We start from the raw sequence: 23109 nt of genomic DNA on the forward strand, positions 1-23109 counted from the left end.
CCCGGCGGTGCGGGAACGGACCGCCTGCCACGGCAGCGTACGCCGTGACGGGCGGCCCGGAGGAGACCCCGGCGGGCACTTTCCGCCGGGGTCTCCGGATTGCCTGTTACGAACCGAAGGTGAGCACCAGCCGCGGTCCGTTCGCCTGGGACGCGGCCTGACGCGACCAGAGCCACATCGCGTCCGTGCCCGTGCTGGTCAGCGCCAGGGCGTACGAGCCGCCCAGCGAACCCGTGAGCTGGGAGACGTCCAGCGGCACGGTGTACGACGTCGAGATCGTCGTCGCCCCGCTCAGCGTGCCCAGCACGGTCGGGGACAGCGCCGGCCGGCTGTTGTACGCGACCCCGGTCTCCGTCCACGCGCCCGTGACGGGCACGACGGAGACGGTGTCATTGGTACCCGCCGTCGGGTCGCTGCTGGTCATGACCCGCAGTACGGCGCTCTTCAGGGTCTGGCCGGCCGGGGCCGGCGGCAGGCTGAAGCGCAGGTACGTCAGGTAGGCCGAGCTGCCGCGGACGGCCAGCGAGCCCGAGGTGCCGTAGTTGGCCGACGGAGCACCGGCGTTGACGTACGTGTCCTCGGCCGGGGTGAGCGTGGTGACGGTGTCGGCCGGGGCGCTCGCCAGCGCGTAGTGGTTGGCGACCTGGGCGGCCGTCAGCACGGACGGGTAGACGGCGGTCTCGTCGATCTGCCCGCTGAAGTAGCCGCTGGAGGGCTGGTCCGGCCAGCCGTTGAGGTTGTCGCCGCCCGCCCGCCAGTAACCCGTGTAGTTCTCGTTGGAGGTCTGCGGGTTGCTGCCGACGAGGGTGCCGTCGACGTACATCTTCATGCCGTCGGCGCCCTGGGTGGCCACCACGTGGTGCCAGGCGCCGTTGTTGTAGGCGGCGCTGCTGGTGACGGTGTTGGTGGCGCCGGTGTAGACGCCGAAGACCAGCCGGCCGTTGTTGGTCATGTAGACGTGCTTGTCGTACTGGCTGCTGGTGTCCGTGGTGGCGTTGCCGAAGCCGACGATCTTGCCGCCCGAGGTCGTGGTCGTCCTGAACCACGACTCCACGCTGAACGTGGCCGGGCGCGGGTGGCTGCGGTCGCTGTAGACCCACTGGTTCGAGCCGTTGAAGGCGATCGCCGTGCTGGAACCGCTGACCGCCCCGGGGCTCTGCCGGTACGACGGGGCGCCGACGTAGTCGCCGTTGTCGTCCGCGGGGGAGGCGTCGGCGGCGAAGGTGCCGCCGCTCTCGTCGTAGCGCCAGTAGAGGTTGGCGCCGTCGGAGAGCACCGCCGCGGCGTAGCTGTTGCTGCCGCTCGCCACGGTGGCCGTGGCGGTGGAGGACAGCGGGCTGGTGTTGGTGCCGTCGCTCGCGCTGACCCGGTAGCTGTGGGTCGAGCCCACGGTCAGCCCGGTGTCGGTGAAGCTGAGCTGCGGGCGGACCCACGGCAGCGAGTTGCCGGAGGTGGTGTACACCGGGGTGGCCGAGCCGTCCCGGTAGACCTTGTACGTCAGCGCGCTGTCGTCGTCGTCCAGGCTCGCCTGCCAGCTCACCTTGACCTGCCCGGCCGCCAGGCTCGCCGCGCTCGCCTCCGGCGTGGTCGGGTTTCCGGTGTCGGGACCGTCGGAGAAGCGGGTCAGGCCCTGCTGCGGGGCGCCCTGGACGGTGGTGAACTCCCCGCCCACCCAGAGGTAGTCCTTGCCGCCCGCGGACGACACCGACATCACGCGCGGGCCGATGCTCTCGCCGAGGCCGTCGTTGGTGTCGGGGAACCAGCCGAGCAGCTTCGGGTCGTCCACCGACTGCGCCAGCAGGTGCTTGCGCCGCTGGTTCGGGAACTCGCCCATGCTGCTGCAGTCGTGCGCGTGCGAACCGCTGTACAGCACCGTCCGGTAGACGACGAGCGACTGCGTCGCGCCGAGGCAGGTGTCGCGCCAGCGCTGGTCGAAGTCGCTCAGGTCGAAGGCGGTACGGCCGTCGAAGACACCGCCGCCGGTGCCCTCGTTGGCCACGTACAGGCCCGTGGCGTCGTCCGTGATGTCCTTGACGACCGAGGTGGCCGGGAAGAAGCCCACCGGGTACGCCTTCGTCAGCGCGCCGGTGCCGGTGTCGACGACCGCCAGGGCGTGCGAGTCGCTGCCCCCGATGGTGTCGAAGTCACCGCCGATCATCACGTGGGAGCCGTCCCGGGCGGCCTGCACGGCCCGCCCCGGCTCGTCGCCCTGCGGGTCCCAGGCCTTCAGCGCCCCTGCCGTGGTCAGCGCCGCGAAGTACCGCCGGGACTGCCCGGCGACGGTGGTGAAGTCACCGCCCATGTAGACGGTGTCCGCTGTCACGTCCAGCGCCCTGACGGTCGCGGAGATCCCCGGGTGGAAGGAGGCGACCGGCGTGCACGTCGCGATGTCGATGGCGGCCAGGCTGTTGACCTGGACGCCGTTCACGGCGCTGAAGTATCCACCCGCGTAGAGGGTGTCGCCGTCCGGCGAGACGGCGAGGGCGCGCACGGTGGCCGTGCTGCCGGGGCCGATCGTGAACGACAGATGGCAGTCGGTCGGTGCGCCGGTGGCGGCGTCGAACGCCGCGAAGTTCACCGCGGACTGCTCGTTGGTGCCCGCCGCGCTGCCGGGCGGGCGGACGGTGGAGAAGGTCCCGCCGGCGAAGACGACCCCCTCCGACTGGGCCATCGCCCAGACGATGCCGTTGGTCTGCCAGGTCGGCAGTTCGTCCGCGGTCATCGCGACCGGCGGGGTGAGCGCGGTCGCGGCCGGAGCCGCGGCCACCCCCACCCCCGCCAGAGCCCCCGCCACCAGTGTCCCGGCGGCGGTCATCGCCCCAAGTCTTCGCATGTGCCCCCCAAGGCCTCACTCGTGCACAAGCGGCCCATTCGCCCGCCTGTGGACGGCAGCGTAGGGGTCTGTGAAGCCCCTCGTGTGAAAGTTTGACGAAATTGTGTTCACTCTTGGCTCGGCGGGGCGTTGCCAGGGCTTAACGCGGCGTACCCCGGGGCCTGTTCAGCGGTCGATGCGCACGGTCACGCCGGCGAGCTGGTCCTCGACCTGCTTGCGGTCGGCGTCGACCATGATCCGGGCCAGCTCGTCCACCCTTACGGACGGTTTCCAGCCGAGCAGTTCCTCCGCCTTGCTCGCGTCGCCGATCAGCGCGTCGACCTCGCTGGGGCGCTCGTACTTGGGGTCGTAGCGGACGTACTCCGCCCAGTCGAGGTCCACGTGCGCGAAGGCGGTCTCCACGAACTGCCGCACGGTGGCGGCCTCGCCGGTGGCGACCACGTAGTCGTCCGGCTGGTCGCGCTGCAGCATCCGCCACATCGCGTCGACGTACTCCGGGGCGTAGCCCCAGTCCCGGACGGCGTCGAGGTTGCCCAGGTAGAGCCGGTCCTGCAGCCCGGCCTTGATGCGGGCGACGGCGCGGGTGATCTTGCGGGTCACGAAGGTCTCGCCGCGGCGCGGGGACTCGTGGTTGAAGAGGATGCCGTTGACCGCGAACATGTCGTACGCCTCGCGGTAGTTGACCGTCGCCCAGTAGCCGTAGACCTTGGCGCAGCCGTACGGGCTGCGGGGGTGGAAGGGCGTCCGCTCGTTCTGCGGCGGCGGGGTGGCGCCGAACATCTCGGAGGACGAGGCCTGGTAGATCCGGGTCTCCACGCCGCTGGCCCGCACCGCCTCCAGCAGCCGCATCGAGCCGAGTCCGGTGACGTCCCCGGTGTAGAGCGGGGCGTCGAAGGACACCCGGACATGGGACTGGGCGCCCAGGTTGTAGACCTCGTCGGGCCGCAGGTCGCGCAGCAGGTTCACCAGGGCCACGCCGTCGGAGAGGTCGGCGTGGTGGAGCACGAAGGAGCGGTTCGCCTCCTGCGGCCCCTGGTAGATGTGGTCGATCCGCTCGGTGTTGAAGCTGGACGACCGTCTGACGAGGCCGTGCACGGTGTACCCCTTGCCCAGCAGCAGCTCCGCGAGATAGGAGCCGTCCTGGCCGGTCACACCGGTGATCAGGGCGCTCTTGCCCATGCGATCTCCCCCCTTGGGTCGGTTATGTTTCTTTTGCGTACTGATGTTTGGATTCACCCCCGGTGGGGTGAGCCCTGCTGGCAGAATCCGCTTCCATGAGCGAAGCGAACGCACTCCTGCCCGACCGCGCCCGGATCTTCGTCGCGGGCCACCGCGGTCTGGTCGGATCGGCGGTGACCCGGCGGCTGACCGCCGACGGGCACGAGGTGATCACCCGTGGCCGCGGCGAACTCGACCTGCGCGACGCGGCGCGCACCGAGGCGTTCCTGAAGGAGCAGCGGCCCGACGCGGTGGTGCTGGCGGCCGCCAAGGTCGGCGGCATCATGGCCAACAGCACCTACCCGGTGCAGTTCCTCGAGGACAACCTGCGCATCCAGCTGAGCGTGATCGCCGGGGCGCACGCGGCCGGGGTGGGCCGGCTGCTCTTCCTCGGTTCCTCGTGCATCTACCCCAAGCACGCGCCGCAGCCGATCCGCGAGGACGCCCTGCTGACCGGCCCGCTGGAGCCGACCAACGAGGCGTACGCGCTCGCCAAGATCGCGGGCATCGTCCAGGTGCAGTCCTACCGGCGGCAGTACGGCGCCTCGTTCGTTTCTGCGATGCCCACCAACCTGTACGGCCCCGGCGACAACTTCGACCTCGAGACCTCGCACGTGCTGCCCGCCCTCATCCGCCGCTTCCACGAGGCGCGCCGCGATGGCGCCCCCGAGGTGGTGCTCTGGGGCTCCGGCAGCCCGCGCCGGGAGTTCCTGCACGTGGACGACCTCGCCGCCGCGTGCGCGGTGCTGCTGCGCGGTTACGACGGCGAGGAGCCGGTCAACATCGGCTGCGGCAACGACCTGACGATCCGCGAACTGGCCGAGACCGTACGGGAGGTCACCGGCTACGAGGGTGCCATCGCCTGGGACACCTCCAAGCCCGACGGCACCCCGCGCAAGCTGCTGGACATCTCCCGGCTCTCCGCCCTCGGCTGGAAGCCGGAGATCCCGCTGCGGGACGGGATCGCCGCCACGTACCGCTGGTGGAGGGACGATTCTGCTTCCTGACATTCAGTACGCTCCGCGGCCGTCCACCACGGCCCGGAACGTGCGGGCCATCACGTCGACGTCGCTGGTGAAGGTCCAGTTGTCGACGTACCGGAGGTCCAGCTGGAGCGTTTCGTCCCACGAGAGGTCCGAGCGTCCGCTGACCTGCCACAGGCCCGTCAGGCCGGGCTTCACCGACAGCCGGCGGAGCGCGACCTCGTCGTAGCGGGCGACCTCCTCCGGCAGCGGCGGGCGCGGGCCGACCAGCGACATCTCGCCCCGCAGCACGTTGATCAGCTGCGGCAGTTCGTCCAGTGAGCAGCGGCGCAGGATCCGCCCGACCCGCGTGACGCGCGGGTCGCGGCGGAGCTTGAACATCAGGCCGTCGTTCTCGTTGGCGGAGGCCAGCTCGGGCTTGCGGTCGTCGGCGTCCGTCACCATCGTGCGGAACTTCCACATGGTGAAGGGCACGCAGTTCACCCCGTGCCGGATCTGCTGGTAGAACACCGGTCCCTTGGAGCCGAGCCGGATGGCCGCCGCGATGAGGCCGAACAGCGGGGAGAGCAGCAGCAGTCCGACGGCGGCCCCGGCGCGGTCCAGCACCTCCTTCAGACTCACCTGCACCCCGCGCCGCAGCGGCGGGCTGATGTGCAGCAGCGTGAGACCGGCGGCGGAGGTGAGCTCCACCCTCCGCACCGCGACGTCGGTGAGGCCCGGGAGCACGGCCAGCGGGATGCCCGCGTCGTGCACGGACCACGACAGCCGCCGCAGGCGTTCGCCGGCCATCCGCGGGCCGGGCGCGACCAGCACCAGGTCGGCGCCGAGTTCCCGCGCCGCGGTCAGCACCGCACCGGAATCGGCGCTCGGCCGCGCCGGCGCCAGCGACTCCAGCCGGGCGGCCACGGGCGCGCCGCACTCCAGGTTGGCCAGGCCGACCGGGATGGTGCCGACGACGACGTACTCGTGGTCGGTGCGCGCGGCCAGCTGGTCGACGACGTAGTCGGCCGCGCTGGGTTCGCCGATCACCAGGACACGGCGCACCGCGTGCGCCTCGCGCCGGGACGCCAGAAGATGACGGTAGGTCAGTTTGCGGCAGGCGGTGGTCAGCAGCAGACCGGGTGTGAGCGCGAGCAGCGCCACGGACGGTTCGGACTGCTCGCCGAGCAGCGCGCGGACCACCGCGAGCACACCGAGCAGGACCAGCCAGTCGTAGAGCACGGACAGCCCGCTGCGCGACTCGCCGAGCGCGCGCTGGGCGTACCGGCGCCGGGCGGTCTGGACGATCAGCCAGGCCGCCGCGGCGGTCACGGCGCACAGCACCGGGTGCGGCTGGAACGTGGCGTCGAAGACGACCCCGACCGGGAGCGCGATCCCCACCGCGTCCGTGACGAGCGCCGCCGGCAGGTACCAGCGCGCCTTGTCGCTCAGCCCGCGCGGGGTGGCCGTACGGCCGCGCGCGGAAGACGTATCCGTCGGGCCTGAATTGGGTATACCGACACGCCGCATGGACCCCCCTGGCACAACGCGACAAATGTGGGCGCACCCGCTACTTCCCCAAGCAGCCGTGCGCCGTAGTAACCCGGAACGCTATGCCAAACAGTTGTGCGTTCGCTGCGGTTTACGAAATTTCGGAGGCCAGTTGTCCTGAAGTTCACATTCGGCTTGATCTGTCCGCTGGGGGGTCCTGTGATGCGGTACGACGCCGTCTGGGGATCGTTCCTGATCGTACGGGGTCGAGGGTCCCCTGTCCGCGCTCCGGACGCACTCCGGCGTGCGGTTCGTGCGCCCCCGGCCGGAGCGCGGTGCGCGCCGTCCCTTCGTATACGGGCGCGCGCTGTCGGAACCGCTCGTTCCGGGACGGGTGGGGGGAGGGTGACGGAGCGGACGGACCGGGTCAGTATGGTGTGGCCATGCCAGGCAGTCGCACCGCTCCCACCGCCATGGACATCGGCAGTCCGGTCCGGTTCCTGTGGTGGCTGGTCGTCAGCCAGCGCCGCCGCGTGGCCCTCGGTGCGGTGCTGGGCAGCACATGGACGGCGAGCCTGGCCCTGTCGCCCTACCTGCTCTCGCGCGCCGTCGACGACGGCCTGCGCGCCCACGATCACGGCGCCCTCGCCGGCTGGTCCGCGGCGCTGCTCGCCGGCAGCGCGGTCACGGCGTGGCTGGGCATCGCCCGGCACCGGACCATGACCAAGGTCCGGATGGACGCCTCCTTCCGCACCGTCCGGGCCACCGTGGCGCACGCGACGCGCCTCGGCGCCACCCTGCCGCGCCGGGTCACCGCGGGCGAGGTCGTCGCCATCGGCATGAGCGACGTGCAGGCCATCGCCCAGTCGCTCACCGTGACCGGACCCGGGGTCGGCGCCGTCGTCGCCTACGTGGCCGTCGCGGTGCTGCTGCTGTCCATATCGACGCTGCTCGCCGCCGTGGTGCTGGCCGGAGTGCCGCTGCTCGCCGTCACCGTCGGGCCGTTGCTGCGCCGGCTGCAGGGCGTCGGCGCCGGCTACCGCGAGCAACAGGGCGCACTGACCGCCCGGTTGGTCGACGTGGTCACCGGACTGCGGGTGCTGGGCGGCCTCGGCGGCAAGGAGGCCCACGCCGCGCGCTACCGCCGCGACTCCGCGCACCTGCGCGAGCAGGGGTACCGGGTCGGCGCCGTGACCAGCTGGGTCGGTGCCCTCGGCAACGGGCTCCCCGCGCTCTTCCTCGCGGTGGTGACCTGGCTGGCCGCGCGGATGGCCGCGGAGGGCTCGATCAGCGTCGGCGACCTCGTCGCCGTCTACGGCTACGTCGCCGTCCTGGTGGTTCCGGTGGCCTTCTTCATCGAGGGCGGCGCCGACCTGGCCCGGGCCACCGTCGCCGCCCGGCGGGTCACCCGCTTCCTCGCCCTGCGGCCCGAGCACGCCGGCGACCCGGACGACCCGGACGACCCGGGCCGGGCCACCGCCCACGTCCCGGACGGGCCCGCGGTGCTGCGCGACCCCGACTCCGGAGTGGAGGTCCGCCCCGGGCTGCTGACCGCGCTCGCGGCCACCCACCCCGAGGACGCCGTCGCCGTCGTCGACCGGCTCGGCCGCTTCGCCTCCTCCGACGCCACCTGGGGCGACGTCCGGCTGGACGACATCCCCGTCGGGCAGTTGCGCGACCGCGTCCTCGTCGCGGACAACGAGGCCGACCTCTTCGCCGGTACCGTCCGCGAGGTCGTCGCCGGACGCCACGAGCCCGCAGACGACGCGATCCGCGCGGCCGTCCATGCCGCCGTCGCCGACGACGTCGTCGACGCCCTCCCCGACGGCCTCGACTCCGCCGTCGCCGCGCAGGGACGCAACATCTCCGGAGGCCAGCGGCAGCGCCTGCGACTCGCCCGCGCCCTGCACGCCGCCCCGGAGACCCTGCTCGCCGTCGAACCGACCTCCGCCGTCGACGCCCACACCGAGGCCGCGATGGCCGCGCGGCTCCGCGCCGCACGGCAGGGCCGCACGACCCTGGTCACCACGACGTCCCCGCTCGTGCTCGAACAGGCCGACGTCGTCGTGTTCCTCGTCGACGGCAAGGCGGCCGCCACCGGCGCGCACCACGACCTGATGCGCGACGAGGCCGGCTACCGGGCGCTGGTGGCACGGGGCGCGGGCGAGGTGGCGGGATGACGGCGGACGCGCTGCCGGTCGCCGACCGCGCCCGGGTCCGCCGTGCGGCCCTGGGCGAACTCCGCGCCGACCACCGTGCGTTCACCGGCGTACTCGTCCTCAACGCGCTGGCCGCGGCCGCCGGGCTCGCCGGGCCGCGGCTGCTCGGCGCGATCGTGGACACCGTCAAGGACGCGCCGGGCCGCGCCGCCCTCGCGTCCGTGGACCGGCTGGCGCTCGCCATCGCCGCCTGCACACTGCTGCAGATCCTGCTGTCCCGGCAGGCCCTCAAGGCGGGCGCCCGCTTCGGCGAGCGCGCCGCGGCCCGGATCCGCGAACGCTTCCTCGACCGTACCCTCGCGCTGCCCGCCGCCACCGTCGAGCGGGTCCCCACCGGCGACCTGGCCGCACGCGGCACCACCGACGTCACCGCCGTCGCCGTCACGCTGCGCGACGCGCTGCCCGAGGTCCTCATCTCCTGCGTCCAGGTGCTGTTCGTCGTTTGCGCCGTCGTCCTGCTGGACCCGCTGCTCGGGCTCTGCGGTCTGGCCGGCATGGCGGTGATGGCGGTAGCCCTGCGCTGGTACCTGCGCCGGGCCCGCGCCGCCTACCTCGCCGAGGGCGCGGCCAACTCGGGGCTCGCCGAGGAGCTCGCGGCCACGGCGGGCGGGGCCCGCACCGTGGAGGCCCTCGGCCTGCAGGAACGCCGTGTCGCCACGGCCGAGGCGGCCATCGCGGAGGCCCGCCGCACCCGGCTGCGCACGCTCGGGCTGCGCACGGTGCTCTTCCCGGCCGTGGACGTCTCCTACACGCTGCCGGTCGTGTGCGTGCTGCTCGCCGGCGGCGCGCTGCACGCGCGGGGCGCCGTCTCCCTCGGCACCGTGATCGCCTCCGCTGTCTACCTGCGGCAGATGGTCGGGCCGCTGGACAACCTCCTGATGTGGGTCGAGCACCTGCAGGGCAGCGCGGCCTCGTACGCGCGCGTCGAGGGCCTGGCCGTGGTCCCCGCTGCCGGGCCGCCCACCGCGGCCGTGCCCGCCGACGGCCGCATCGAGATCGTGGACGTCCGTTACGCCTACGGTCACGGCGGCGACGTGCTGCACGGCGTCCATCTGGACGTACGGCCCGGGGAACGGCTCGCGGTGGTCGGCCCGTCCGGGGCCGGGAAGTCCACCCTCGGCCGGCTGCTCGCGGGCGTCGACCGGCCCCGCAGCGGCTTCGTCACCGTCGGCGGCGTGCCGGTCGCCGACCTCGCCCCGGACGAGCTGCGCCGCCAGGTCGTCCTGGTCACCCAGGAGCACCACGTCTTCCACGGCACGCTCCGCGACAACCTGCTCATCGCCGGACCGTCCGCCACCGACGAGGAGTTGCGCGCCGCGCTCGCCGCCGTGGACGCCGGCTGGGCCGGTGAGCTGAAGGACGGCCTCGACACCGAGCTCGGCGGCGGTGCCCACCGCCTCGGCGGCGCCCAGGCGCAGCAACTCGCCCTCGCCCGGGTCGTCCTGGCCGACCCGCACACCCTGGTCCTGGACGAGGCCACCGCCCTGCTCGACCCCACGACGGCGCGCAGCACCGAGCGCGCCCTCGCCCGCGTCCTGCGGGGACGCACCGTCATCGCCATCGCCCACCGGCTGCAGACCGCGCACGACGCGGACCGCGTCGCCGTGATGGACCGCGGCGTGGTCACCGAACTCGGCACCCACCACGCCCTGGTGGCCGCCGGCGGCGCCTACGCGGCCCTCTGGCGTTCCTGGCACGGCACGTCGGACGCCCCGGAGCCCCCCGGGCGGGCGTCAGGCGATGTCGTCGGGGTCCCCCTGCCCCGCGCTGACGACAGGGCCTAGCCGACCAGCCGTTTGCGCCAGTCAAGCGGGGTCACCGTGATGACGCTGCCCGGTGCGCCGTCCCACTCCGACGGCAGACCGGCCGCCGTCAGGGCCGCGACGACCTCCCGGCCGATCGCCGCCGTCGTCCCGGGTGAGCCGTCGAAGCCGCCGTAGAGGAGGGGCAGTCCCCGTCCGGCGGCCGCCGCGTCCGTGCACCCGGGGTGGAAGCAGACGAATCCGCGGGCGTCCGGCGCGCCCGCCGCGCCGATCCCGGAGTCGCCGGACGAGCGGGGGCCGGTGAAGTTCTCCCGCGCCGTGATGCCCGCCGCCTCCAGAGCCTCGAACGCGGCGGTGAGCCGTTCCGGGTCGGTCTCGCCCTGCCAGTGGGCCTGTTCCGCCACGCGCTCCAGCCACATCCGGTCGGCGAGTTCCCGTGCCTGCTCGGGGGAGACCGGACGCCGTCTCCCGGGGACGGGGAACTGCTCGGCGATCTCGGCCAGTTCGTCCCGTGTGGCGTATCCGCCGACCAGCACTTCGCGGACCCGCGCCTCCAGGCGTGCGCGTTCGTGGTCGTCGAGCTCGAGCGGGCGGGCCCGCTTCGGGGCCCGGAGCTTCAGACGGGTCCAGGCGAGCCCGTCGTCCCAGCCCTTCTCCCCGCGGGCCCAGCCGGTCATCGCGGCCACGACGTCCGCCACGGGTTCGGGGGTGTCGACATACACGACGTAGTGGCGGTCGTTCCCGCCGTCGCGGTGCTCCAGCTGGTAGTAGTCGTCGCCGGCCATGTGCCACACCTGCAGGAAGTGCTCCGGCAAGTCCGGTATCCGCTGGACGATCAGGAACAGATCGCCACCGGCCCCGATCCCGCCCACCAGCTCCGCGAGTTCGCTCTCCGAGACCCGGACGTGCCGCCGTCCGTTCTCCCTGCGCACGGTGATGGGAAGCATGCGGCCACCCTCGCACGGACCGCCGCCCGGGGCCATGGTCCGCGCGCCGCGCTTCAGGCGAGCATCTTCTGGATCGCCTGACGGCTCACGCCGAGCTCCCGGGCGATGTCGGCCTGCGACACGCCCTGGTCTATCAGTTCCTGCATCAGGGTGCGGCGCTCGGCGGCGAACTCCTGGGCCAGGCGGGCGTGGTGGACGGCCTGGGCCCGCACCTCCTTGATGCGGCGGAGGGCCGGTTCGTACGGGGAGAGGTCCTTGGTGTCAGCCATGCCCCCAGGGTGACAACCCGGGGTTGTCAACGTCAACCCCCCGTTGCGGGGCGCCCGTTCACATCGCGGCGGGCTTCTCCGAGGGCCCGGTTTCCTCCCGCGCGTCCTCCCGTGCCTCCGCCCGCGCCTCCGCCGGCCCGGGGCCGGCGGCCGCGGACGGCAGCGCACGCCACGGCAGCAGCAGCGCGCTGGCCAGGCACAGCACGCCCGCGACGAGGATCGCCAGCCGGACGCCCCCTGCGGCGGCGACGGCACCGCCGACCAGCATGGACAGGGGCTGGGCCGTCTTGGAGCCCACCGACCACGCGGTGACCACCCGGGTCATGACGCCGTCGTCCGTGGCGGCCATGCGGTACGTCAGGAAGGACGGGTTGAAGACCCCGGCGGCCAGCAGCAGGAAGGTGTCGGCGGTGATCAGGACGACGGGCCCGAGGGGGCCGGCCGGCGCCCAGGCGAGCAGCAGGAGCCAGGGAGTGCGCAGCACCCCGGACAGGAGCAGCACCCGGTGCGGACCGAGCCGGCCGGTCAGCGGGGCGGTGAGGCGGGAGCCCAGGACGCCGCCGAGGCACGGCAGCCCCAGCGCCAGACCGTACTGCCAGGGGGTGAAGTGCAGTTCACGGAGCATCAGGACGGCCAGCAGCGGATTGCTCATCATGATGGCCCCGCCGAAGAGCATGGCGTTCCAGAACAGCGGTCGCAGTCCGCGGTGCCGCAGGACGTAGGCCCAGCCGGCCACGAGGTCCCGGCCGCGGCCGTGCGACCCGGACCGTGCCGGGGGTTCCGGCTCGGGACGGCGGATCCGGCGGACGCCCAGCGCGGACAGCAGGAAGGAGAACGCGTCCACGGCCAGCGTGACGGTCGCCCCGAAGGCGGTGACGAGCAGCCCGCCGACCGGCGGCCCCGCGCTCAGGCTGAGCCAGTTGGTGGTCTCCAGTCGCGAGGCCGACCGCAGTCGCTCCCGCGGCGGGACGAGGCCCTTGAGGTGCGCGGTGCTCGCCGCCCCGAACACGATGGCCGCGGCCGCCTGGACGATGCCCACCAGGCACAGTTGGGCGAAGGCGAGCACGTCGAGGGCCGCCGCCACGGGGACGCTGAGCAGCACGAGGCAGCGGAGCAGATCGGCGGTGATCATGACGGGACGTTTGCGGCGGTGCTCGACGCGGCCGCCCAGGGGGAGGGTGATGGCGGCGCCCGCGAGCCCCGACAGCGCCGCGAGGAGGGACACCTGGAAGGTCGTGACGTCCAGCGCCAGCACGGCCACCAGCGGCAGGGCCCCGGAGCCGACCGCGCTCCCCGCCGCGCTCACCGCGTAGGCGCCCCACAGCCGGCCGAAGTCCCGCCGTGGGTCGCCTGGTTGATCGCCCGCAGAGGTCATGGCGGCTGATCCTAGGGCCTGGCTTCCGGAGTCCCCGGGTGCCGGGTGCCGGGTGCCACACCCCCGGGCCGGCCAGGACTTTGAGTTCCTCACCTGGTTGTGCCGCTGTCCCACCGTCTCGCGCCCTCCGGGCGCACAGCGGCGGGCTGCGGAGGGGGAGGGGTGGGCGTGGGCCTTGGCCGCGGTCCGCGGGTGGGTGCGGGGCGGGGTTCAGGCGCCGGAGCGGGGTGCGTTGACGGTGGCCGGGGTCTCGTCGCCGTCCGCGGGTGGAGATAACGGCTTCCACGCCCACTCGTGGTGGTGGGCGCGCCCGCCGTAACCGGCGTCCGCGGGTGCTTCGAGGTGCTGTTGAGGGGACATCGGGCTCGCTCTCGCCGATACAGGTGGCGAAACAGAGCCCGATCTTTGAGCGGGGGAAGATCGGGCCCGCTTTCGCCGGCATGCTCGGCGGAGCAGAGCCCGATCTCCGAAAGGACTGCAGGGGAAGCACCCGCGGACGTGGGTTGCGGCGGGCGCGCCACCCACCAAGGGTGGGCGTGGCAACCGGCCATCCATACCCGCGGACGGCGATGAGACCTCGGCCGCCGTAAAGCCCGCCCGCTCCGGCGCCTGAACCCCCGCCGACCACCGACCCGCACACCGCCGAGAAGGCCCGCGCCCACCCTCCCCGTCCGCAGCCCGCATCTGTGCGCCCGCGGGGCGCGAGACGGCGGGACAGCCGAACGCGGCTCGAAGCCCCGTCCCGCCTGCCCGAACGGTCGCCGGGCCCCGGCTCGGCCCGTCAGCCGCGGCCGTGGAGGCGCAGGCGGTGCCGCCGACCGGCCCGGCCCGCTCCGGGCGAGCCTTACCCTTGACCCTTGTGTCCTCTCTGCAATCCGCCCTCGCCGGTCTCCTCGACGGGCTCCCGCCCGGCCGTGCCACCCAGGCCGTCGACCGGCTGATCGCCACCTACCGGGGGCGTACTCCGAGCAGCACCCCGATCCTCCGCGACCGCTCCGACGTCGCCGCCTACGCGGCGTACCGCATGCCTGCCACCCATGCCGCGGTCGGCGCGGCGCTGGCGGAGTTCCGGGCCCGGGCGGGGGAGTGGGCGCCGGACAGCCACCTGGACGTGGGCGGCGGGACCGGGGCCGCGACCTGGGCTGTCGCCGACGCCTGGGAGGAGGGGACGCACACCAGCACCGTCCTCGACTGGTCGGACGCGGCGCTCTCGCTCGGCCGTGAGCTGGCCGCGGACTCGGAGCACGCGGCCGTCCGGGACGCGCGCTGGCAGAAGACACCGCTGGGCAGCGGGGCCCGGCTGCCGGAGGCGGACCTGGTCACGCTCTCGTACGTCATCGGCGAGCTCACCGCGCCGGAGCGCGAGGCGGTCGTCGCCGAGGCCGCCAGGGCGGCGCGCGGGGCCGTGCTCGTCGTCGAGCCGGGCACCCCCGACGGCTACGCGCGGGTCCTCGCGGCGCGCGAGAGGCTCGTCGCGGAGGGCTTCCACGTCCTCGCCCCCTGCCCCCACGACGGCACCTGCCCGGTGCAGGCCCCGGACTGGTGCCACTTCGCGGCTCGGGTCGCCCGGACCTCGCTGCACCGGCAGGTCAAGGGGGGCTCCCTGCCGTACGAGGACGAGAAGTTCAGCTACGTCGCCGCCGCCCGCTTCCCCGCGGCCCGGGCCGGTGTGCCGGACCGGGTGGTGCGGCACCCGCAGATCCGCAAGGGGCAGGTCCTCATCGACCTGTGCACGGTCGAGGACGGCCTGCGCCGCGACACCGTGACCAAGCGGCAGGGGCCGCTGTACCGCGCGGCCCGCGACGTCGCGTGGGGCGACGCCTGGCCGCCCGAGGCCGAGCAGGAGTAGCGCCCCGCGTCACCGGCCGCCCAGCACCGCCATCGCCGCGTTGTGGCCCGGGACGCCGCTGACCCCGCCGCCGCGCACCGCGCCCGCCCCGCACAGCAGCACGTTCGCGTGAGCGGTCCCCACGCCCCAGGCGCCGCCGCCCGACTCCGCGTAGGGGAACGCCAGGTCGCGGTGGAAGATGTGCCCGCCGGGCAGGCCGACCTCCCGCTCCAGGTCGAGCGGGGACTTCGCCTCGATGCACGGCCGTCCGTCCCCGTCCACCGCCAGGCAGTCCGCCAGCGGCTCCGCGAGCACCGCGTCCAGTTGCGCCAGGGTGGCCTTGAGGAGGGTCTCCTTCGCCTGCGCCGGGTCGTCCGCGAAGAGCCGTGCCGGGGCGTGCAGCCCGAAGAGGGTGAGGGTGTGCACGCCCTGGGCGGCCAGCTCGGGGGAGAGGATCGAGGGGTCCGTCAGCGAGTGGCAGTAGATCTCGGAGGGCGGCGCCGAGGGCACCGTGCCCTCGGCCGCCTCGCGGTAGGCCCGGTCCAGCTGGGTGTACGACTCGGCGATGTGGAAGGTGCCGGCGAAGGCGTCGCGCGGGTCCACCGCGGTGTCGCGCAGCCGCGGCAGCCGCCTCAGCAGCATGTTCACCTTGAGCTGGGCGCCCTCCGGCTTCTGCGGGGCGGCCTCGCCCAGCAGCCCGGCCAGCGCGTACGGGGAGGCGTTGACGAGCACGTGGCCCGCCCCCACCCTGCCGCCCTCGAAGGACACCTCGGCCCGGGTGCCGTCGGTCTCGACCGCCGTGACCTCGGTGCCGGTCACGATCTCCGCCCCGGCCGCCCGCGCCGCGTCCGCCAGGGCGTCGGTGAGGGCGCCCATGCCGCCGACGGGAACGTCCCAGTCGCCCGTGCCGCCGCCGATGACGTGGTAGAGGAAGCAGCGGTTCTGCAGCAGCGAGGGGTCGTGGGCGTGGCTGAAGGTGCCGATCAGGGCGTCGGTCAGCACCACGCCGCGCACCACGTCGTCCTCGAAGACGGACTCGACGGTCTCGCCCAGCGGCCGTTCGAACAGCGCCGACCAGGCCTCCGGGTCGTCCACGGTCCGCTCCAGCCCGGCCCGGGAGGGCAGCGGCCCGGTCAGCGTCGGGAAGACGCGCTCGGCGACCCGCTGCGTCATGCCGTAGAAGCGCTGCCAGGCCTCGAAGTCGCGGTCGGAACCGGTCAGCCGGACGAAGCTCTCGCGGGTCGCGGACGGCGACTCGGCGTCGACGAGGAGCCCGCCGTCACCGTGCGGGGTGTACGAGGAGATGCGCCGCCGCCGCACAGCGAAACGCAGCCCCAGGTCGTCGACGATCTTCCGGGGCAGCAGGCTCACCAGGTACGAGTACCGGGACAGCCGTGCGTCCAGACCGGTGAACGCCCGCGTGGAGACGGCGGCGCCGCCGGTGCCGGGCAGCCGCTCCAGCAGCAGCACGGAGCGGCCCGCGCGGGCGAGGTACGCGGCGGCGACCAGGCCGTTGTGGCCGCCGCCGACGATCACGGCGTCGTACGAGGTGCGGAGGGGCAGCTGCTGCGACATGTGCCCCTTGGTATCACGCTCAGTCGCGCAGCTCCATGGTGCAGCACTTCACGCTGCCACCCGCCTTGTGCAGTTCGGACATGTCCACCGGCACCGGCTGGTAGCCGCGCTCGCGCAGCCGCCGCAGCAGCCCGGTGGCCCCGGAGGGGGCCAGGACGTTCAGGCCGTCGCTGACGCAGTTGAGCCCGAAGGCCGTGGCGTCCTGGCGGGTGGCGGTCAGCGCGTCGGGGAAGAGCCGGCGCAGCACCGCGCGGCTGCCCGGGGAGAAGGCGTCGGGGTAGTACATGATCTCGTCGCCGGAGAGCACGCACAGCGCCGTGTCCAGGTGGTAGAAGTGCGGGTCGGTGAGCTCCAGGCCGATGACGGGGCGGCCGAAGAACTCCTGGAGCTCGGCGTGCGACAGCGGACTGCTGCGGAAGCCCTTCCCGGCCAGCAGCCAGCTCTCGGTGACGGCGAAGTCCCCCTCGCCCTCGTTGACGTGGTGCGGATCGTGCACCTCGCCGTAGCCGCGGTTCAGGAACCACTCGCGGTGCGCGGGGGCCTCCGCGGCCCGCTCGGGGTTGGCGAAGCGGGCGCCGAAGACCCGGCCGTCGAGCACGGTGGCGCCGTTGGCGGCGAAGACCATGTCCGGCAGGCCCGGCAGCGGCTGCAGGATCTCGACGGTGTGCCCCAGCGAGCGGTAGCGGTCGCGGAGGTCCTCCCACTGCAGCAGGGCGAGCGCGGGGTCGACCGGCTTCGTGGGGTCCATCCAGGGATTGATGGAGTACGTGACGCGGAAGTACGTGGGAGGACACATCAGATACCGGCGGTACGAGGCGGTTCGCGCTGCGCTCAATGAAGGCTCCTCGCGGTGTGGTTGAGGCCGTAGTGACATGGTGGACCCACAGCGGACACCGCGCACCGGATTGCGGACGCAAACACTCCCGGCGCAGGGGTCCCAGAAGCACCGGGAGGCCCCGTGCCGGGTTGACCCAAGTTCCTCTTATGATTCGTGGGTGTTCGATTCCAGGCACATCAAGACGTTCCACACCGTGGTCACGGCCGGCTCGTACTCGGCCGCGGCCGTGGCGCTGGGTTACACGCAGCCCGCGGTGACCCAGCAGATGAAGGCGCTGGAGCGTTCGGTGGGCACCGCGCTCTTCGTCCGCGTCGGACGGCGCATGCGGCTGACCGAGGCCGGCGAGGCCCTGGCCCGGCACGCCGAGACCATCCTCGACAGCATGTCCGTGGCCTGGGAGCAGATAGGGGCGGTGACCCGGCTGGAGACCGGCCGGGTGCGGCTGTGCGCCTTCCCCAGCGCCAACGCCACCCTGATCCCCGAGGCCCTGGCCCTGCTCGCGGCCGAGCACCCCGGCATACGGGTCGAGCTGCTGGGGGACGAGCCGCCCGACTCCCTGGAGCGGGTCACCCGCGGCGAGTGCGACATCACCCTCGCCTTCACCTACCCCGGGCTGCACGAGGCGGTGCCGGACGACCTGGTCGAGATCCCGCTGCTGGAGGACCAGCTCATGGTCCTGATGCCGGCCGGGCACCGGCTCGCGGGGTCCCGCTCGGTCAGGCTCGGCGACCTGGCCGGCGAACGCTGGATCGCCGGCTGCATGCGCTGCCGGGTCAACTTCCTCCACGAGTGCGCCGAGCTGGGCTTCGCCCCCGACATCGCCTTCGCCACCGACGACAACCTCGTGGTGCAGTCGCTGGTCGCCGAGGGGCTGGGGGTCGCGATGATGCCCGGGCTGGTGCTGTCCTTCATGCGGCTGGACCGGGTCACCGGCCGGCCGCTCGACCCCGTCTCCCGCCGCCGGGTCGCGGCGTACGTGCCGCGGGACCACCTGCGGATCCCGGCCACGGTCCTGGTGCTCGACGCGCTCCGGACGGTCGCCGAGCGGCGCAGCGGCTGCTGACCCGGAGCCCATCCATAAGGAGGGGCAAAGCGGGGTGAAGGAACTGTCAGTGGACGCGCGGGCCCGGGCGCACGGACGCTGCGGGCATGACCTCCGCGACCGTTCCGGCGCTCTCCGCGCCCACCGCCCGGCTGGCCCGCCTCGTCGACGAGGTGCGCGAGGCCGTCGGCCGTGGCCTGCCGCCCGGCCCCACGGCCCACCTGGTGGGCGAACGGCTCGCGCCGCACCTCGGCGCCCCCGGCCTGCTGGCCGAGCGGCACACCGAGGGCGACCCGGACCGCTACCGCCAGCACGTCCTGCACGCCGAGGAGGACGGCAGCTTCTCCATCGTCGCCCTCGTCTGGCTGCCGGGGCAGCGGACGTCCATCCACGACCACGTCTCGTGGTGCGTCACGGGCGTGCACCAGGGCCGGGAGCACGAGCGCCGCTACCGGCTGGTCCCGGACGGCGAGGGCTCCCGCCTCGTCCCCACCGAGGACGTCGTCAACGCCCAGGGCGAGGTCTGCGGCTTCGCGCCGCCCGGCGACATCCACGAGGTGTGGAACGGCGGCCGCGGAAAGGCGATATCGCTGCACATCTACGGGGCCGACATCTCCCGCCTGGGCTCCAGCGTGCGGCGTGTCTACCGGCTGCCGGTCGGCGAACGGTGAACCTCCGCACCCCTACGCGCGCCCCCGCGACCACCCCCGCCGCGGCGGCCCCGGCCACCCGCGGTGCCGCGGCCCCCGCCGGAGCCGGTGCGGGCCGCCGCCGCGCCGCCGCGGCCGTGCTGCCCGGCCTGCTGGTGGCCGCCGTCGGCGCCGCCCTGGCGACCGTGGTGCACCTGCTGCTGCCCGCCGTGCCGGTGCCCACCACCGCCGTCGTCCTCGGCATCGCCGCCGCCAACCTGCCCGGCCTGCGCACGACCCTGCGCGGCCGTGCCCGGGCCGGACTGACCTTCGCCGGGAAACGGCTGATGCGGGTCGGCATCGTCGTCCTCGGGCTGCAGCTGAGCCTGGACGACGTGCTCGGCCTCGGCTGGGCCACGGCCGGCATGGTGGTCTGCGTCGTGGCCGCCACCTTCTGGGGCACCGTCCGGCTCGGCCGCCGCATGGGCCTGCCCGGCGACCAGCCCCTGCTCATCGCCACCGGCTACTCGATCTGCGGTGCCTCAGCCATCGGCGCGGTGAGCCAGGTCACCGGCAGCGACGAGGAGGACGTCGCCGCGTCCGTGGCCCTGGTCACGCTCTGCGGCACCCTCGCCATCGGCGTGCTGCCGCTGCTGCACCACCCGCTCGGTCTGGACGACGTCCAGTTCGGCCGCTGGGCCGGGGCCGGCGTGCACGACGTGGGGCAGGTCGTCGCGACGGCGCAGACCGCGGGCCCCGCGGCGCTCGGCGAGGCGGTGCTCGTCAAGCTGATGCGCGTCGCGCTCCTGGCGCCCCTGGTTGCCGCGGTCGCCCTCGGCCTGCGCCGGCGGCGCGCCGCCTCCGGCGCCGCGGGGCCGGACGCCGCCGCCTCCGCCTCCGTGGCGCGCACCCCGCTGCTGCCCCTGTTCGTCGTCGGTTTCCTCGTCATGATCGCCGTACGCAGCACCGGAGTCCTGCCGGCCGGCGTGCTCGACGGCGCGGAGCAGCTGCAGCAAGTCCTGCTGGCCATGGCCATGGTGGGGCTCGGCAGCATGGTGAACCTGGCCACCCTGGCGCGGACCGGGCCGCGGGTGGCCGCCGTCGGCCTGATCTCCTGGACCCTCATCGCCACCGTCTCCTACGCCGGCGTGCTCCTGACCAGTTGACGCCCGCGGCCGGACGGGTGTGCGGCACCCCGCGGCGAGGTCCGCCTCACGCGCCGGGGCGGCCGAGGGCTCGCGGGCGAAGCCGCCGGCCGGCAGCGAACCGGGGGTCGCTGTGCCGAGCGCGGTACCGGCCTGCCGGATCGGATCGTCCAGGGCGGAGCCGACGTCCGCCTCTCGCCGACCGCGGCCGGCATCGCCGCGCCCGCGTCCGGGCCATGCCGTCAAGTGTCCTGCCCCGGCCTTCGGTCCTGGGGAGTTGCCGAATCGTCCGAGTGGCCGACTACGAGGACGGACGGTCTCCGCCCCGCGACGCACCGCGCCGGGGGCACCTCCCAGCGGTAGCCGGGAAGCTCGGCTGACGACACGGCCCAGCGAGGCCGGGCAGGCCGAGGGCGACCGCGGGGACGGGACGGCCGGTGCCGTGCGCCCGGCACCCCGTCGGGGGCGACCTCTAAGGTGAGCGCATGCCGACACCGCAGACCGAGCCCGACGACGCCCTGCTCCCCGACACCCGCCGGGCCCTGCTGCACCGCGTCGCGGTCGCCCAGTCCGACAGCCGCACCCCCTCCCTCGTGGCGGCCGTCGTCCGGGACGGCGAGGCCGTGTGGACCGGGGCGCGCTCCTGCGTGGACGGGCACGCGCCGGACGGGGACACCCAGTACCGGATCGGCTCCATCACCAAGACCTTCGTGGCCGTGCTGGTGATGCGACTGCGCGACGCGGGACGCCTCGGGCTGGACGACCCCGTCGAGAAGCACATCGGCGGCACCCCCGCCGACGGGGTCACCGTGCGCCAACTCCTCACGCACACCGCGGGACTGGCCGCCGAGACCCCCGGCCCCTGGTGGGAGCGCACGCCCGGGGAACTGCGCCCGGAGACCGCCGACCTCCTCGGCGGGACGCCCCGGCTGCACCCGGCCGGTGAACGCCACCACTACTCCAACCCCGGGTTCGCCCTGCTCGGTGCCGTCGTCGAGGCCCTCCAGGACGGCGTGCCCTGGGACGAGGTGCTGACCTCCGAGGTCCTCGAGCCGCTGGGGATGACCCGGACGACGCGCCGCCCGCGGGCCCCGCACGCCGGCGGCTGGGCCGTCCACCCGTACGCCGACCTGATGATGGCCGAGGCCGTGCAGGACACCGGACGGATGTCCCCCGCGGGCGAACTGTGGTCGACCGCCGACGACCTGTGCCGCTGGGCGGCGTTCCTCGCCGCGGGCGACGAGCGCGTCCTGGCGCCCGCGACGCTGGAGGAGATGCGCCGGCCGGCCGCTCCGGGGGGCGACCAGGGCCTCGGCGTACAGCTGTTGAGGGCCCCGGGCGACCGGGTGCTGGTCGGTCACGGCGGCTCGATGCCCGGTTTCGTGGCCGGGCTGTGGTGCGACGTCGCCGAGGGCCTCGGCGCGGTCGTCCTCGCCAACTCCACCACCGGCGCCCCGGCCACGTCGATCGCCGCCGACCTGCTGCGCCTCGTCGCCGAACGCGAGCCCCGCATCCCCGAGCCCTGGCGGCCCGTCTCCGACGCCGACCCGGAACTGCTCGCCCTCACCGGCCCCTGGTACTGGGGCACCGCCCCGCACGTGCTGCGCCTGCGTGCCGGCCGCGACCTGGAACTGACCGCCCTCTCCGGCACCGCCCGCGGCGCCCGCTTCCGCGCGGAACCGGACGGCACCTGGACCGGCCTGGACGGCTACTACGACGGCGAGACCCTGCGTGCCGTGCGCACCCCCGGCGGCGCCGTCAGCCACCTCGACCTCGGCTCCTTCGTCTTCACCCGCACCCCCTACGACCCCACGGCCCCCGTCCCCGGCGGGGTCGACCCCGCCGGCTGGACCTCCCCACTCGGCTGACGCGCGGTACCGTTCCGCCGGGCTGCCGGGCTGTCAGGCCGTCAGGGGGAACTCGCGGCCGAGCGCGGCGAAGAGGGCCGAGTTGTGGGCGAAGGCCCGCCGGCACTCCTCCACGACCCGCTGCCTCTCGAGTTCGTCGACCGGGAGGGCGTCCAGCAGGCTCCGGTACTCGCGCTTGAACGCTGCGGGGTTGCCGATCGCCTCGAAGACGTAGAAGCGCACGCCGTCGCCCTTGCGGGCGAAGCCCCAGGTCCGCTCCGCGATGCCGCGGATGACCTGGCCGCCCGAGAGGTCGCCGAGGTAGCGGGTGTAGTGGTGGGCGACGTAGCCCGCCGGCCATGTGCGGGCCGTCCCGGTGATGCGGTCGGCGTAGGCGAGGGTCTCGGGCAGCGCGGCGGCGCGGTCGCGCCAGCCGGGGGCGAGCAGATGGTCCAGGTCGCGTTCCAGGGCGGCGACGCGCATCAGCTCGGGGCGCAGGAAGGGGCCCGCCACACGGTCGCCGGCGAGTTGCGCGGCGGCGTCCTCCAGCGCCCGGTAGACGAACCAGAGCTGCTCGGTGTAGCGCGCGTAGGCGGCGACCGGGTGGCGGCCGCCGAGCAGGTCGCCGATGAACGTCGAGGACTCCGCCTCGGTGTGCCGGTCGTGGCTGGCGGAGCGGATGACGGCCGAGAAGGGCGCGGTCGCGGAACCGTGGGCTGGCGTCAAAGGAATCCTCCTGCGTCGGGCCTGCAGGAATCGTTGCAACTTAGGTAACCCTAAGTCAATGGGTTGCCGACAGCATGTCGGAAAACCAGGCTAGCGCGGATCCGCCTTCCGGGGCAGGTGGCGCGTCAAACCGCAGGTGACGGTGGTCACCGGCCCGCGGTCCTCGCCGGTCGCCGCCCCGGGTGCCGCGAGCAGCGACGACGAGGAAATCATTCCCGAATGACCGGTAAATCACCCAATGGTGCATGCGATGTCCTTCGCCCCGGTACGGCAGGCCGGATCGGGGCGTACGAGGCGTCCCCTGACGGGGGGACCCCGCGTGCCACCGGAATGCGGACGGGGAGCAGGATGGTTTCAACCATCCGTGGATTCCGCCTACGGCCTTTCCCTCGTTACGTAGGG

The 23109-nt window shown here is 73.9% G+C and carries 17 protein-coding genes; 8 read left to right on the top strand and 9 right to left on the bottom strand.

Annotation, left to right across the window (positions count from 1 at the left end):
* Positions 1–106 precede the first annotated feature (106 nt).
* The gene (locus ACFW3D_RS24370) at positions 107–2815 is read right to left on the bottom strand and encodes a CBM96 family carbohydrate-binding protein (protein ID WP_500507005.1); all 2709 of its coding nucleotides are present in this window, start codon (positions 2813–2815) and stop codon (positions 107–109) included.
* Positions 2816–2998: 183 nt separating this feature from the next.
* The gene (gene gmd, locus ACFW3D_RS24375; RefSeq protein WP_500507007.1) at positions 2999–4012 is read right to left on the bottom strand and encodes a GDP-mannose 4,6-dehydratase; all 1014 of its coding nucleotides are present in this window, start codon (positions 4010–4012) and stop codon (positions 2999–3001) included.
* Between the two features lie 95 nt (positions 4013–4107).
* Between gmd and ACFW3D_RS24380 the strand changes: the two genes are divergently transcribed.
* A complete protein-coding gene (locus ACFW3D_RS24380; protein WP_500507009.1) occupies positions 4108–5058 on the top strand; it encodes a GDP-L-fucose synthase family protein in 951 nt (316 codons plus the stop codon).
* A 3-nt stretch (positions 5059–5061) separates the two neighbouring features.
* Here the strand turns inward: ACFW3D_RS24380 and ACFW3D_RS24385 are convergent, their stop codons facing one another.
* Positions 5062–6543, bottom strand: a complete 1482-nt coding sequence (locus ACFW3D_RS24385; protein ID WP_500507011.1) for a sugar transferase — start codon at positions 6541–6543, stop codon at positions 5062–5064.
* Between the two features lie 404 nt (positions 6544–6947).
* On the opposite strand from ACFW3D_RS24385, the gene ACFW3D_RS24390 reads away from it, so the two are divergent.
* Together ACFW3D_RS24390 and ACFW3D_RS24395 are read left to right on the top strand one after the other, a co-directional pair.
* Positions 6948–8684, top strand: coding sequence for an ABC transporter transmembrane domain-containing protein (locus ACFW3D_RS24390; RefSeq protein WP_500507014.1), 1737 nt, complete (start codon positions 6948–6950; stop codon positions 8682–8684).
* Positions 8681–10507, top strand: a complete 1827-nt coding sequence (locus tag ACFW3D_RS24395; RefSeq protein ID WP_500507016.1) for an ABC transporter ATP-binding protein — start codon at positions 8681–8683, stop codon at positions 10505–10507. The genes ACFW3D_RS24390 and ACFW3D_RS24395 overlap by 4 nt, the downstream gene beginning before the upstream one ends.
* Here ACFW3D_RS24395 and ACFW3D_RS24400 read toward each other — a convergent pair.
* Genes ACFW3D_RS24400 through ACFW3D_RS24410 form a run of 3 tightly spaced genes read right to left on the bottom strand, consistent with a single transcriptional unit; the run spans position 10504 to position 13077 of the window.
* Positions 10504–11433 (bottom strand): DUF6891 domain-containing protein, encoded by a 930-nt coding sequence (locus ACFW3D_RS24400; RefSeq protein ID WP_500507018.1) that lies wholly within the window; start codon positions 11431–11433, stop codon positions 10504–10506. The genes ACFW3D_RS24395 and ACFW3D_RS24400 overlap by 4 nt on opposite strands.
* A 53-nt stretch (positions 11434–11486) precedes the next feature.
* Positions 11487–11702, bottom strand: coding sequence for a helix-turn-helix domain-containing protein (locus tag ACFW3D_RS24405; protein ID WP_500507020.1), 216 nt, complete (start codon positions 11700–11702; stop codon positions 11487–11489).
* A gap of 58 nt (positions 11703–11760) precedes the next feature.
* Positions 11761–13077, bottom strand: a complete 1317-nt coding sequence (locus ACFW3D_RS24410) for an MFS transporter (RefSeq protein ID WP_500507022.1) — start codon at positions 13075–13077, stop codon at positions 11761–11763.
* Positions 13078–13936: 859 nt separating this feature from the next.
* Here ACFW3D_RS24410 and ACFW3D_RS24415 point away from each other — a divergent pair.
* On the top strand, positions 13937–14926 hold the full coding sequence (locus ACFW3D_RS24415; RefSeq protein WP_500507024.1) for a small ribosomal subunit Rsm22 family protein: 990 nt from the start codon (positions 13937–13939) through the stop codon (positions 14924–14926).
* Between the two features lie 9 nt (positions 14927–14935).
* Here the strand turns inward: ACFW3D_RS24415 and ACFW3D_RS24420 are convergent, their stop codons facing one another.
* Together ACFW3D_RS24420 and ddaH are read right to left on the bottom strand one after the other, a co-directional pair.
* On the bottom strand, positions 14936–16480 hold the full coding sequence (locus ACFW3D_RS24420) for a phytoene desaturase family protein (protein ID WP_500507026.1): 1545 nt from the start codon (positions 16478–16480) through the stop codon (positions 14936–14938).
* A gap of 19 nt (positions 16481–16499) precedes the next feature.
* Positions 16500–17354, bottom strand: a complete 855-nt coding sequence (gene ddaH, locus ACFW3D_RS24425) for a dimethylargininase (protein WP_500507028.1) — start codon at positions 17352–17354, stop codon at positions 16500–16502.
* A 121-nt stretch (positions 17355–17475) separates the two neighbouring features.
* On the opposite strand from ddaH, the gene ACFW3D_RS24430 reads away from it, so the two are divergent.
* From ACFW3D_RS24430 to ACFW3D_RS24445, 4 genes are all read left to right on the top strand, one after another.
* Positions 17476–18381 (top strand): LysR family transcriptional regulator, encoded by a 906-nt coding sequence (locus ACFW3D_RS24430; protein ID WP_500507030.1) that lies wholly within the window; start codon positions 17476–17478, stop codon positions 18379–18381.
* A gap of 86 nt (positions 18382–18467) precedes the next feature.
* Entirely contained in the window at positions 18468–19031 is a 564-nt protein-coding gene (locus ACFW3D_RS24435) for a cysteine dioxygenase family protein (protein WP_500507032.1), read from the top strand.
* Positions 19028–20155 carry a YeiH family protein gene (locus ACFW3D_RS24440; RefSeq protein WP_500507034.1) on the top strand — a complete coding sequence of 376 codons (1128 nt, stop codon included), beginning with the start codon at positions 19028–19030 and terminating at the stop codon, positions 20153–20155. The genes ACFW3D_RS24435 and ACFW3D_RS24440 overlap by 4 nt, the downstream gene beginning before the upstream one ends.
* Positions 20156–20619: 464 nt before the next feature.
* On the top strand, positions 20620–22002 hold the full coding sequence (locus ACFW3D_RS24445) for a serine hydrolase domain-containing protein (RefSeq protein WP_500507036.1): 1383 nt from the start codon (positions 20620–20622) through the stop codon (positions 22000–22002).
* A gap of 33 nt (positions 22003–22035) precedes the next feature.
* On the opposite strand, the gene ACFW3D_RS24450 is transcribed toward ACFW3D_RS24445, so the two are convergent.
* Positions 22036–22707 carry a biliverdin-producing heme oxygenase gene (locus tag ACFW3D_RS24450; protein WP_500507037.1) on the bottom strand — a complete coding sequence of 224 codons (672 nt, stop codon included), beginning with the start codon at positions 22705–22707 and terminating at the stop codon, positions 22036–22038.
* Between the last annotated feature and the right edge of the window lie 402 nt (positions 22708–23109).

Source organism: Streptomyces sp. NPDC058864 (assembly GCF_042742985.1).
Classification (GTDB): Bacteria; Actinomycetota; Actinomycetes; order Streptomycetales; family Streptomycetaceae; genus Actinacidiphila.